Annotated in this window: 10 protein-coding genes; 7 read left to right on the forward strand and 3 right to left on the reverse strand. The window is 54.8% G+C overall.

Features of this window, described 5'->3' with window-relative positions; all coding sequences use genetic code 11:
* Nucleotides 1-9: 9 nt before the first annotated feature.
* The 3 genes from lsrB to lsrG are packed head-to-tail and all read left to right on the forward strand — an operon-like array spanning nt 10 to nt 2216.
* Nucleotides 10-1014, forward strand: a complete 1005-nt coding sequence (gene lsrB / locus M2403_RS17925; protein ID WP_374101295.1) for an autoinducer 2 ABC transporter substrate-binding protein LsrB — start codon at nt 10-12, stop codon at nt 1012-1014.
* A gap of 32 nt (nt 1015-1046) precedes the next feature.
* Complete coding sequence (gene lsrF, locus M2403_RS17930; RefSeq protein ID WP_152326930.1) at nt 1047-1922, forward strand: 3-hydroxy-5-phosphonooxypentane-2,4-dione thiolase; 876 nt, start codon at nt 1047-1049, stop codon at nt 1920-1922.
* A gap of 3 nt (nt 1923-1925) precedes the next feature.
* Nucleotides 1926-2216, forward strand: a complete 291-nt coding sequence (gene lsrG, locus M2403_RS17935; protein WP_152326931.1) for a (4S)-4-hydroxy-5-phosphonooxypentane-2,3-dione isomerase — start codon at nt 1926-1928, stop codon at nt 2214-2216.
* A 305-nt stretch (nt 2217-2521) separates the two neighbouring features.
* Here the strand turns inward: lsrG and xylB are convergent, their stop codons facing one another.
* A complete protein-coding gene (xylB, locus tag M2403_RS17940; RefSeq protein WP_259230348.1) occupies nt 2522-3973 on the reverse strand; it encodes a xylulokinase in 1452 nt (483 codons plus the stop codon).
* A 139-nt stretch (nt 3974-4112) separates the two neighbouring features.
* On the reverse strand, nt 4113-5432 hold the full coding sequence (gene xylA, locus M2403_RS17945; RefSeq protein WP_259230349.1) for a xylose isomerase: 1320 nt from the start codon (nt 5430-5432) through the stop codon (nt 4113-4115).
* A 383-nt stretch (nt 5433-5815) separates the two neighbouring features.
* Between xylA and xylF the strand changes: the two genes are divergently transcribed.
* The 4 genes from xylF (at nt 5816) to xylR (ending at nt 10985) form a co-directional block, all read left to right on the forward strand.
* Complete coding sequence (xylF, locus tag M2403_RS17950; protein WP_152327189.1) at nt 5816-6808, forward strand: D-xylose ABC transporter substrate-binding protein; 993 nt, start codon at nt 5816-5818, stop codon at nt 6806-6808.
* Nucleotides 6809-6875: 67 nt separating this feature from the next.
* The gene (locus M2403_RS17955; protein WP_259230351.1) at nt 6876-8417 is read left to right on the forward strand and encodes a xylose ABC transporter ATP-binding protein; all 1542 of its coding nucleotides are present in this window, start codon (nt 6876-6878) and stop codon (nt 8415-8417) included.
* Nucleotides 8410-9609 carry a xylose ABC transporter permease XylH gene (gene xylH / locus M2403_RS17960; RefSeq protein ID WP_259230352.1) on the forward strand — a complete coding sequence of 400 codons (1200 nt, stop codon included), beginning with the start codon at nt 8410-8412 and terminating at the stop codon, nt 9607-9609. The genes M2403_RS17955 and xylH overlap by 8 nt, the downstream gene beginning before the upstream one ends.
* A 188-nt stretch (nt 9610-9797) precedes the next feature.
* Entirely contained in the window at nt 9798-10985 is a 1188-nt protein-coding gene (xylR, locus tag M2403_RS17965) for a D-xylose utilization transcriptional activator XylR (protein ID WP_152326936.1), read from the forward strand.
* A 90-nt stretch (nt 10986-11075) separates the two neighbouring features.
* On the opposite strand, the gene yicI is transcribed toward xylR, so the two are convergent.
* The gene (gene yicI / locus M2403_RS17970) at nt 11076-13400 is read right to left on the reverse strand and encodes an alpha-xylosidase (RefSeq protein WP_259230355.1); all 2325 of its coding nucleotides are present in this window, start codon (nt 13398-13400) and stop codon (nt 11076-11078) included.
* Nucleotides 13401-13441 lie beyond the last annotated feature (41 nt).

The following is a 13441-nucleotide window of genomic DNA, read 5'->3' on the forward strand; positions in this document are numbered from 1 at the left end:
AATACAAAAATGCTGAAAACCATGCTGATCGCCAGCGCCGTGAGCCTTGCGTGCCTGAGCGCGCAGGCCGCCGAACGTATCGCGTTTATCCCGAAACTGGTGGGTGTCGGCTATTTCACCAGCGGTGGCAACGGCGCAACGGCGGCGGGCAAAGCGCTGGGCGTGGATGTCACTTACGATGGCCCGACCGAACCGAGCGTGTCCGGTCAGGTGCAGATGATCAATAACTTCGTCAATCAGGGCTACAACGCCATTGTGGTGGCGGCGGTTTCTCCGGACGGCCTGTGCCCGGCGCTCAAACGCGCCATGCAGCGCGGCGTGAAAGTGCTGACCTGGGATTCCGACACCAAACCGGAGTGCCGCTCAATTTACATCAATCAGGGCACACCGCAGCAGCTCGGTTCCATGCTGGTCGATATGACCTCCAGCCAGGTCACCAAAGAAAAAGCCAAAGTGGCGTTCTTCTACTCCAGCCCGACGGTCACCGACCAGAACCAGTGGGTGAAAGAGGCGAAAGCCAAAATCGCCAAAGAGCATCCGGGCTGGGAGGTGGTCACCACGCAGTATGGCTATAACGACGCCACCAAATCACTGCAAACCGCCGAAGGGATCCTCAAATCTTACAGCGATCTGGACGCCATTATCGCGCCGGATGCCAACGCATTACCGGCCGCCGCGCAGGCGGCAGAAAACCTTAAACGCACCAATGTGACCATTGTCGGCTTCAGCACACCAAACGTTATGCGCCCGTACGTTGAGCGCGGCACGGTGAAACAGTTCGGCCTGTGGGACGTGGTCAGTCAGGGCAAAATTTCGGTTTACGTCGCCGATCAGTTACTGAAAAAAGGCGAGCTTAACGTGGGTGACAAGCTGGATGTGCCGGGCGTCGGAGCGGTGGAAGTGGTGCCGAACAGCGTGCAGGGCTACCAGTATGAGGCCAAAGGCAACGGCATCGTGTTATTGCCTGAGCGCGTGGTCTTCACCAAAGACAACATTGCGAAATACGATTTCTGACGATAACGGTTTGCAGCTAAGGAGATACTGAAATGGCAGATTTGGACGATATCAGAGACGGTAAAAACTTCGGCATCGGTACGCCGCAGGATAACCACGCGTTTTTTCTCAAGGGCAGCGGACAGCTCGACTGGGGAATGCAGTCGCGGCTGGCGCGGATTTTTAATCCGGATTCCGGCCGGACCGTCATGCTGGCGTTTGATCACGGATATTTTCAGGGGCCGACCACCGGCCTCGAACGCATCGACATCAATATTGCGCCGCTGTTTCCGCATACCGATGTGCTGATGTGTACCCGCGGCGTGCTGCGCAGCGTGGTGCCCGCCGCCATCAATAAACCGATCGTGATGCGCGCATCCGGGGGCAATTCGATCCTGACTGAGCTTTCCAACGAAACGGTGGCGGTCGCCATTGAAGACGCGCTGCGCCTGAACGTTGCCGCGATGGCCGCACAGGTTTACATCGGCAGCGAACACGAACATCAGTCGATCAAAAACATCATTCAGCTGGTGGATCAGGGGATGCGTTACGGTATGCCGACGATGGCGGTCACCGGCGTCGGCAAAGACATGGCGCGCGACCAGCGTTATTTCTCTCTGGCAACGCGCATTGCGGCAGAAATGGGCGCGAACATCATCAAAACTTACTACGTGGACAGCGGTTTCGAGCGCATCGCCGCCGGTTGTCCGGTACCGATTGTAATTGCCGGAGGTAAGAAACTGCCGGAACGCGAGGCCCTGGAAATGTGTTATCAGGCCATCGATCAGGGCGCATCGGGTGTGGATATGGGCCGCAACATCTTCCAGTCTGAATCGCCGGTCGCCATGCTGCACGCGGTCAAAGCGGTGGTGCATGAAAACGCCAGCGTGGCGCATGCCTACGAACTGTTCCTGAGTGAAAAGGGGTAAATCATGGAAGTGACGCTGGTTGAGATTAATGTGAAACCGGACAAAATTGACGAATTCCTGGAAGTGTTTCACGCCAATCATCTGGGCGCGGTAAAAGAAGAGGGCAACCTGCGGTTTGATGTGTTGCAGGATGAACACGAGCCGACAAAGTTCTTCATCTACGAAGCCTACCGGGATAATGAAGCGGTGCTGGCGCACAAGAAAACGCCACATTATCTGAAATGCGTGGAGGCGCTGGAGGGGATCATGTCGGAGCCGAGGAAGAAAACGGTGTTTAAAGGCATATATCCGTAAGTGCCGGTCAACACCTTGGGCTCGCCGCCCAAACTGGCCCAGAGGGCGCGTAAGCGCGCACCCTCTGGACTCCCGCGCTTTTTCACTGCGCGCTTCCGCTCGCTGGCTATTTTCCAGCGGCTCCGGCTATTGCCGCAAAATCCCGCCGCTGCGCGGTTCCTTCCATTCGGATTACAAACCGCGCGAAAAAATACGCGGTTTTCCACCTCTGGTCGGTTTCGGCGCGAACCGCTGAGCGATCACAGCAATTGAAAAACCGAAATATTCTCGGTCAGCTACGAATGGCCACGATGGTCAATCTACCATCACATCAGCCCCTCAAGCCTCACATACAACTCCCTGAAGACTTCGCGTCGCGCGAGATAATCTGTGTGCTTAGCCATGTCCGGCTCATGTACCTGCTCCAGCGGCAGCGGTGGTAAAAACTCTGCCAGCGGTTTACGGGCATTCACGGCGATCTGCGCCAGTCTCGCTGCCCCTAGTGCCGGGCCGACATCCCCGCCGGTGCGGTACTCCAGCGTTTCACCGCTGATGTCTGCCAGCATCTGCCGCCAGTAAGGGCTGCGCGCGCCGCCGCCAATCAGGATGATGCTGTGCGGTTTCAGGCCGGTGGCGTGAAGCACATCCATGCCGTCGGCCAGTGCAAAACCGACGCCTTCCAGTACGGCGCGGGCGATATCCGACTGGCCGTGCTCATGCGTCAGGCCAAACAGCGTGCCTTTGGCATTCGGGTTGTTGTGCGGTGTGCGCTCACCGGAAAGATACGGCAGGAACCAGACCGGGGAAGCGGCAGGGGGCGTTTTTTCGGCGAGGCTGATAAGTTCACCCACGGAGGCGGTGCCGGTGAGTTTTGCTGCCCAATCCAGACAGGACGCGGCGCTGAGCATCACGGACATCAGGTGCCAGGTATCGGGCAGGGCATGGCAGAAACTGTGGACGGCCTGCTGCGGATTACTGAGAAAACCGTCGCTGACCGCGAAGTAAACGCCGGATGTGCCCAGCGATAACATGGCTTGCCCGGTTTTATAGAGGCCGACGCCCACTGCGCCCGCCGCATTATCGCCACCGCCCGCAATCACCGGTACGGAATCCATTTTCCAGCGTGACGCGAGTTCCGGTAACAAGTGGCCGGTGATCTGATTGCCTTCAAACAGCGCGGGCATATGATCACGCGTGAGGCCGGTGGCGGCCAGCAACGTTTCGCTCCAGTCGCGTTTTGCGACGTCCAGCCACATTGTGCCCGCCGCGTCTGACATATCGCTGGCGAAAACGCCGGTCATCAGCCAGCGCAGATAATCTTTGGGTAATAAAACCTTATCGATTTTCGCAAATAATTCAGGTTCATTCTCACGCAGCCAAAGCAGCTTCGGCGCGGTAAAACCCGGCATCATCAGGTTGCCGGTGATCTGGCGCGAATCGGGGACGTTTTTTTCCAGAGTTTCGCACTGGCTGGAGCTGCGGCCATCGTTCCATAAAATCGCCGGGCGTAAAACCTGCTGATGAGCATCAAGCACAGTGGCACCGTGCATCTGGCCGGTCAGCCCGAGGGCTTTGACGTCTTTGAGCGCGTGTTTTTTGGCAAGCGCAGTCACCGCTTTATCCGTTGCGGCCCACCAGTCGGCAGGATTTTGTTCAGACCATAACGGGTGCGGACGGGAAAGGGTTAACGCCTCACTGTGGCTGGCAACAACCTGACCTTCTTCGCTGAGTAAAATGGCTTTCACGCCAGAGGTGCCCAGATCCAGACCAAGATACATACATTTTCCTTTTTCCTGCTCCACGCAGGGCGGTGATGACAACATGGGCGCGCGGGAGAAGGTTGATGGGTTAACCCGCTTCCTGAACGTTCCACGCCCTGCAAACCTCGGGCAGCAGGGCGTTTTCCATCCTGGTAAATTAACCAAACAGATAACGGTTAACCAGATTTTCGAGACGTTCCTGCTGGCCGCTCTGATGCTGAGGCGCTAACGCATGTTGCTGCGCGTAGTGGCTCAGGGACTCCAGCGACATTTTACCTTGCAGGATCTGCTGACCGAACTCGGTGTTCCAGCCCGCGTAACGCTGTGCGACGTGTTTATCCAGCTCGCGGCTTTCAATCATGCGGGCGGCGACTTTAAGCGCCAGCGCCATGGTGTCCATGCCGCCGATATGACCGTAGAACAGGTCATATTTGTCGGTGCTCTGACGACGTACTTTGGAATCGAAGTTCAGGCCGCCGGTGGTGAAGCCGCCCGCTTTAATGATTTCATACATTACCAGCGCGTTTTCTTCGACGCTGTTCGGGAACTGGTCGGTATCCCAGCCGCACTGCGGGTCGCCGCGGTTGGCATCCACGGAACCGAAGATCCCCAGCGCAATCGCATTGGCAATCTCATGATGGAAGGAGTGACCCGCCAGCGTGGCGTGGTTAGCTTCGATGTTCACTTTGATCTCTTTTTCCAGCCCAAATTGTTTCAGGAAACCGTATACAGAAGCCACGTCATAATCGTACTGATGTTTGGTCGGTTCCTGCGGTTTTGGTTCGATAAGCAACGTGCCCTGAAAACCGATTTTGTGCTTGTGTTCAACGACCATTTGCATGAAGCGGCCAAGCTGTTCGCGTTCCTGGCGCAGGTCAGTATTGAGCAGCGTTTCGTAACCTTCACGGCCACCCCACAACACGTAATTTTCGCCGCCCAGTTGTTGGGTGGCGTTCATCGCGTGAACCACCTGTGTGGCTGCCCAGCTGTAGATTTCCGGATTGGGATTGGTGGCCGCACCCGCACCGTAGCGGGGATTGGTGAAGCAGTTAGCCGTGCCCCACAAAAGTTTTACGCCGCTGGATTCCTGTTTTTGCACCAGAACGTCGGTCATGATAGCGAAGTTATTAATGTATTCTTTGACCGTTGCGCCTTCCGGCGAGACATCCACATCGTGGAAGCAGTAGTAAGGGACGTTCAGTTTTTTGAAGAATTCGAAAGCCACGTCGGCTTTACGTTTTGCCAGTTCCAGCGCATCACCGGGTTGCTGCCACGGGCGGTCAAAAGCGCCCACGCCGAACATATCGTTACCATTCCAGCAGAATGTGTGCCAGTAACACGCCGCAAAACGCAGATGCTCAGCCATGGTTTTGCCGAGGATCACTTCTTCAGGGTTGTAATGACGGAATGCCAGCGGGTTAGTGCTGTTAGCACCTTCGTAGCGAACGGCGTCGAGCTTGTCGAAATATGCGTGCATTGAATAACTCCTTGAAAACGGGCCCAGCGGGACTGGGAGGCTGAGCTTCTATCTTCGGAGTTGACGGCGCTTCTCACAATTACGTTATTTCACACTCAAATTAATAGAATTATTAAGTGTGCGTCAGATCGCATAAATAAGCCGTTCTGTTTAGCGTTTTTATTCGTTCTCCATGATGCCTCGAGAATAATTGCACTTATGTTGTGTTTATTACAATCAAACCATGATCCCCATCATAATTCCGAGAATAAACAAAAAAACATAACGCAGTGATTAAAATCTGCAATTGCCGATTAATAACCCAGCGTCAACAATCTTTGGGTCATTTCTGTACGAGTTTCTCTGTATCTGCCGCTTCTTATTCTTATAAAAGGTCTGACATGATGAAAATGAATAAAATAATTCTTTCTGCCTGTGCCGCTTTAGTATTGTTCAGCCAGTCAGGGCTCGCGAAAGAAATTAAAATTGGTATGGCAATTGATGACTTACGTTTAGAGCGCTGGCAAAAAGACCGCGATATTTTCGTGGCTAAAGCCAAAACGCTGGGCGCGGATGTTTTTGTTCAGTCTGCTAATGGCAATGAAGAAACACAGATGGCGCAGATCGAGAATATGATTAACCGGGGCGTCGATGTGCTGGTCATCATTCCTTATAACGGTGAAGTGCTGAGCAACGTGATAGCCGAAGCCAGGCGTGAAGGCATCAAAGTGCTGGCCTATGACCGCATGATCAACAACGCCGATATCGATTTTTATATCTCGTTTGATAACGAAAAAGTGGGCGAGCTTCAGGCGCAAAGCCTGGTAGACCGCGTGCCGCAGGGTAATTACTTCCTGATGGGCGGCTCGCCAGTGGATAACAACGCCAAGCTGTTCCGCGCAGGGCAAATGAAAGTGCTGAATCCGTTAATCAAAGACGGAAAGATCAAAGTGGTCGGCGATCAGTGGGCCGACGGCTGGCTACCGGAGAATGCGCTGAAGATCATGGAAAACGCGCTGACAGCCAATAACAACAAGATTGATGCGGTTGTGGCGTCCAACGATGCCACGGCGGGCGGTGCGGTTCAGGCCTTATCCGCACAGGGTCTGGCGGGCAAAGTTGCCATTTCCGGGCAGGACGCGGATCTGGCCGCTATCAAACGTATCGAAGCTGGCACACAGACCATGACGGTGTATAAACCCATCACAAAACTGGCCAACGATGCGGCGGAAATTGCTGTTCAGTTAGGCAAGGGGGAAACACCAAAATCTAACGCCACGTTAAATAACGGGAAAAAAGAAGTTCCTTCTTATTTATTAACACCGATTCAGGTCGATAAAAATAATATCGAAAGTACCGTGGTGGCTGACGGATTCCATAAAAAATCCGACCTTTAATTTTTCAATATTTTCTATGAAAACAACACGTCTTTGCGGCGTGTTGTTTTTATCAGGATAAAATACTATGCCAGAGAAATATGAAAAATCAGCCCTGCTGGATATGCGCAATATCACCAAGAAATTTGGCGCGGTCAAAGCCGTAGATAATATCAGCCTGACGTTATCGGCCGGGGAAGTGTTATCACTGTGCGGAGAGAATGGATCCGGTAAATCCACATTAATGAAAGTGTTATGCGGTATTTATCCCGGCGGCACGTATGAAGGGGAAATTTATTTCGCAGGGGAGCGTCTGATCGCAAAAGGGATACGCGATACCGAACAAAAAGGGATTGCCATTATTCATCAGGAGCTGGCGCTGGTGAAACAACTCAGCGTGCTGGAAAACATGTTTCTGGGTAACGAGTGGGGCCGTTACGGAATGCTTGATACTGACAATATGTATTTGCGCTGCCAGCGCATGCTGGCGCAGGTGAAGCTGGATATCGACCCGCATACGCCGGTGGGTGAACTCGGCCTGGGTCAGCGTCAACTGGTGGAAATCGCCAAAGCGCTGAACAAACAGGTGCGTTTGCTGGTGCTGGATGAACCGACCGCGTCGCTTACCGAAAGCGAAACGGCCGTGCTTCTCGATATTATCCGCGACCTGAGGCATCACGATATCGCCTGTATTTATATTTCGCACAAGCTCAATGAGGTCAAAGCCATTTCGGACAAGCTGTGTGTGATCCGCGACGGTCGGCACATTGCGACCTGTGAGGCTGCCAGCACGTCGGAAAAAGACATTATTTCGATGATGGTAGGGCGTGAGCTGACCGAGCTGTTTCCTCCCCGTGAACGCCAGATTGGCGAGGAAGTGCTCCGCATCGAAAATCTCACGGCCTGGCATCCGGTAAACCGCCACATCAAACGCGTCGATAACGCCGGATTTACCCTGCATAAAGGCGAGGTGCTGGGCGTGGCCGGGCTGGTCGGAGCCGGAAGAACAGAAACGATGGAGTGTTTATTCGGAGTGTATCCGGGACGCTGGAGTGGGGATATCTGGCTTGGCGGAGAGAAGGTGGAAATCAGCGGTTGCCGTGACGCCATGCGCCGTGGCCTGGCGATGGTGCCGGAAGATCGCAAACGCGACGGCATTGTGCCGGTAATGGCGGTGGGCAGCAATATCACGCTGGCGGCATTAGACCAGTTCAGCGGCGGTGGTGTGCTGCGCGAAGCGCAGGAGCAGCACACCATCAGCGAATCGGTCAGACAGCTCAAGATTAAAACGTCCTCGCCTGAGCTGGCGATTGGTCGTCTCAGCGGCGGTAATCAGCAAAAAGCCATTCTTGCCCGTTGCCTGTTACTCAAACCCAAAATCTTAATTCTCGACGAGCCGACGCGCGGCATCGACGTCGGGGCGAAACATGAAATCTACAAACTGATCGCCCAGCTGGCGGCACAGGGGATGGCGATTATTGTCATTTCCTCCGAATTACCCGAAGTGCTGGGGCTCAGCGACCGCATAGTGGTTATGCATCTCGGGCAGGTAAAGGCCTGTCTGGATAACAATAATTTAAGTCAGGAACAGGTTATGGAAGCTGCCCTGAGGAGTGAAGCTCATGTCTAAATTTCCCCAACCGGGAAACCCATCCGCTGCGGCGGGCGAGGGTGAAAACGGCCGTGCATTGTCTGTACCGAAGCTGAAGAACATCAACCTTCAGGTTTTTGTCATGCTGGCGGCCATTGCAGTGATCATCGTTTTTTTCAGCCTGACAACTGATGGCGCGTATATCAGTGCGCGTAACATTTCCAACCTGCTGCGCCAGACCGCCATCACCGGCATTTTGGCTGTGGGCATGGTCTTTGTGATTATCTCTGCCGAAATCGATTTGTCCGTCGGTTCGATGATGGGCCTGCTCGGTGGCGCAGCGGCCATTTTTGACGTCTGGTTAGGCTGGCCGTTACCGGTGACTATTATCGTCACGCTGGCGCTGGGACTGCTACTGGGTGCATGGAACGGCTGGTGGGTGGCTTACCGCAAAGTGCCTTCGTTTATCGTAACCCTCGCCGGAATGCTGGCGTTTCGTGGCATTTTGATTGGGATCACCAGCGGGACGACCGTCGCGCCGACCACGCCGGCGATGTCCTTAATCGGCCAGAGTTATCTGCCCGATTCCTTCGGCTTTGGCATCGGCGCAGTTGCTTTAGCGTTGTTTATCGGCTGGCAATGGCGCCGCCGCAACCAGCGTGCTGCACTCGGCCTGCCGGTCACGGCGGCGAAAAGCCACGTCACCCGTCAGGCGCTGACTGCAATTATTGCGCTGGGCGCGATTTATCTGCTCAACGATTATCGCGGCGTACCGACGCCGGTGCTGATTCTGGTGGCGCTGATGCTCGGCGGAATGTTCATGGCATCGCGCACGTCCTTTGGCCGCCGTATTTATGCTATTGGCGGCAACATCGAAGCCGCCAGACTGTCGGGTGTTAACGTCGAGCGCAGTAAGCTGGCGGTATTTGCCATCAACGGCCTGATGGTGGCGATTGCCGGGTTAATTCTGAGCTCACGTCTGGGCGCAGGTTCGCCATCTGCAGGTAACATTGCTGAGCTTGATGCGATTGCGGCCTGTGTCATTGGCGGCACCAGCCTGGCCGGGGGTGTCGGCAGCGTAGCCGGTGCGGTGATGGGCGCGTTTATCATGGCATCGCTCGATAACGGCATGAGCATGCTCGATGTCCCGACGTTCTGGCAGTACATCGTCAAAGGCGCGATTTTACTGCTGGCGGTGTGGATGGATTCTGCGACTAAGAGCCGCGCATAACACCGCTGGTAAATCGTACGTTTACGGACAGTCACTCACAAAACTCCGAGGAGCTTCACATATTATGATTGCCAACGCCACGCAGAACCGGCGTTGTGCTATTGACCACCAGACCCATGTAACCCGCCCTGTTCATGCGCGCATTTGAACAGGGCTTTAGCCTATTTGATCATCGGTGAGAAACAGGCATGTTTGAGAAACGCTATCGGATCACGCTGTTATTTAACGCGAACAAAGTTTACGACCGTCAGGTTGTGGAAGGCGTTGGCGAATATTTGCAGGCCTCGCAAAGCGACTGGGATATCTTCATTGAAGAGGATTTTCGCTGCCGTATCGACAACATTAAAGACTGGCTGGGCGACGGTGTCATCGCAGACTTTGATGACCGCGAAATTGAAACCCTGCTCGAAGATCTTAACGTGCCGATTGTCGGTGTCGGCGGGTCTTATCATCGGGAAGAAGATTACCCGCCGGTTCACTACATCGCGACCGATAACCACGCGCTGGTCGAAGCCGCGTTTATGCACCTGAAAGAGAAGGGCATCAACCGTTTTGCCTTTTACGGCTTGCCCGATGCGGGCGGAAAACGCTGGGCGCAGGAGCGCGAATTTGCTTTCAGGAAACTGGTGTCAGCCGAGCAGTATCAGGGCGTGGTGTATCAGGGAATGGAAACCGCACCGGAGAACTGGCAGCACGCGCAAAACCGGCTGGCGGACTGGATACAAACGCTGCCGCAGCAAACCGGCATTATCGCCGTCACCGACGCCCGCGCCCGGCATTTATTGCAGGTCTGTGAACATCTGAATATTCCCGTGCCTGAAAAGCTCAGCGTCATTGGAATCGATAACGAGGAATTAACCCGCTATCTTTCCCGCGTGGCGTTGTCTTCCGTGGTGCAGGGCACGCGGCAGATGGGCTATCGCGCGGCAAAACTTCTGCATCAGTTGCTGGATCAGCGCGACCTGCCGTTGCAGCGCATTCTGGTTCCTCCGGTCAAAGTCGTCGAACGTCGTTCAACGGATTTCCGCTCTTTGCGGGATCCGGCGGTGATTCAGGCGATGCATTACATCCGTTATCACGCTTGTAAAGGCATCAAAGTCGAGCAGGTTCTGGACGCTATCGGCATGTCACGATCTAACCTGGAGAAGCGTTTTAAAGATGAAACCGGGCAAACCATTCACGGCGTGATCCACGAAGAAAAGCTCGACCGCGCCCGTAACCTTCTGGCCGCCACGTCGATTTCCATCAATGAGATCTCGCAAATGTGCGGGTATCCGTCACTGCAATATTTCTATTCAGTATTCAGGAAAGGCTATGAAATGACACCGAAAGAGTACCGCAGTATTCACGGCGAAAGCGTCTATCAGGACGTATAAATCAGAGTGCTAAAGCCAGAAAAAAGCCCCGCGCTGAACTCGCGACGGGGCTGTGTATTAAAGCTGATACGACGGTTTTTATAACGTCATTTATAAAACAATAACAAACTGATGGCTGTCGTGTTCCGGCGTCACGCGTATTCCTTGCGCTGTCGCCGAAGTGGTCGCCAGACTGCATTTCGAGACGCTGTGAATATTGCGCAGGCACAACGTCCAGCCGGTGGCGTGGCCTTCCGTGGTCAGCGTCAGCGTGTTACCGCTGCGGTGTGCGTTCAGCGTAAAGACCACATTCCCATGCAGGTCGGTCAGACGGCTCTCAGCAATTGCGCCATCTTCCAGCTCGAACAGATGGAATTCCGGACGCTCGCTGTAGTCGTAATCCGGTTTTTCACTGTGGCTGCCTGTCGCCAGTAACGTGTTCGGGCGGACGTACAGTGGCAGGCTGTCGAAGCCATGCTGCTGACGGTGCCAGCGTGAACCTTGTGCCACCTCGTTGCTGAGCAGGTGCGTCCAGCGGCCCTGAGGCAGATAAAAATCCACGTCGCCTTGTTCACTGAAGACCGGCGCGACCAGCAGGTTATCGCCGAGCATGTATTGCCGGTCGAGATAATCGCAGGCCGGATCTTCCGGGAATTCCAGCATCATGGCGCGCATGACCGGCGTTCCGCTTTTAGCGGCCTGCGCGGAGGCAGGATACAGATACGGCATCAGGCGGCACTTCAGTTGCGTGAACTGGCGCACCACATCGCAGGCTTCGTCGTCATAAACCCAGGGTACACGATAGGATTTACTGCCATGCAGGCGGCTGTGGCTCGACAGCAGGCCGAAGGCGCACCAGCGTTTGTAGATATGTGCCGGTGCGGTGTTTTCGAAACCGCCGATGTCGTGGCTCCAGAACCCGAACCCGGACAACCCGATGGACAGGCCACCGCGCAGGCTTTCCGCCATGGATTCGTAAGTGGCGTAACAGTCGCCGCCCCAGTGAACCGGGAATTGCTGCGCGCCCACGGAGGCCGAACGGGCAAACAATACAGCTTCGGATGCGCCGAGTTTATCCTGCAACGTTTCGTACACCAGCTTGTTGTACACAAACGCGTAATGGTTGTGCATTTTCTGCGGGTCGCAGCCGTCGTGCCAGACCACATCGGTAGGAATGCGCTCGCCGAAGTCTGTCTTGAAGCAATCCACGCCCATATCCACCAGCCGTTTCAGGTGTCTGGCGTACCATTCGCAGGCCTGCGGATTGGTGAAATCGACAATGCCCATCCCGGCCTGCCATTTATCCCACTGCCATACGCGGCCGTCCGGACGTTTGAGCAGATACCCTTTCTCTTTGCCTTCGTGGAACAGCGGAGATTTCTGCCCGATGTACGGGTTTATCCACACGCAGATTTTCAGACCGCGTGCTTTCAGGCGCTGCAACATGCCCTGAGGATCCGGGAAAGTTTGCGGATCCCATTCAAAATCGCACCACTGGAAAGCTTTCATCCAGAAGCAGTCGAAATGGAAAACGTGCAGCGGCAGATTGCGTTCGGCCATGCCGTCGATAAAGCTGTTGACTGTCGCTTCGTCGTAATTGGTGGTGAAGGATGTGGTCAGCCACAGGCCAAATGACCAGGCGGGCGGCAGCGCAGGGCGGCCGGTCAGGCGCGTATAACGGTCGAGTACTTTTTTCGGCGTCGGACCGTCGATGACGAAATATTCGAGGTATTCGCCTTCCACGCTGAACTGCACTTTCGACACTTTCTCGGAACCGACTTCAAACGACACGCATTCCGGATGGTTCACCAGCACACCGTAGCCGCGGTTTGTCAAATAGAACGGAATGTTTTTGTAGGATTGCTCGGTGCTGGTGCCGCCGTCGCGGTTCCAAGTTTCGACGGTTTGCCCGTTTTTAACCAGCGCGGTGAAGCGTTCTCCCAGCCCGTAAACCGTTTCGCCGACGCCCAGATCCAACCGCTCCATCATGTAGGTTTTGTGCGATTTGTTGTCCTGCACGTAACCGTTGGATTTCGCTACGCTGCCGGTAATTCGGCGGCCATCGCGCAGGAAATCGAGCGTCCAGTTATCGCCTTTGGTCACGCGGACGCTCAGCGAACCGCTGTGCAATGCAGCGAATTCCGCATTGTCTTCAAAGCGCAGCTCCGGTGTGTCGGATTGGATTAGCGGATAATGCGGGCCCTTGTCCGTTTCGCCGTCAAAATGGGTAATGCGTACGCCAATCACACCGGTTTGCGGCGAGAAAAAACGCAGCGTAAACAGCGGGGAATCGAGCTGGCTGGCGCGCTCAGAGGCGTCTTTCGGCGCCGCGTAAATCACCATTTCGTTTCCGGCGCGCTGAACTTCGAATACCTGTAAAGGGTGCGTTAAAACTAAACCCTCTTGTATCAACCAGTTGCCGTCACTTATCTTCATTGTGTCCTCCTTTTGCCCTTCATCCTTCGCACTGACTGTGC

The organism is Rahnella sp. BIGb0603, assembly GCF_024808755.1.
Classification (GTDB): Bacteria; Pseudomonadota; Gammaproteobacteria; order Enterobacterales; family Enterobacteriaceae; genus Rahnella; species Rahnella contaminans.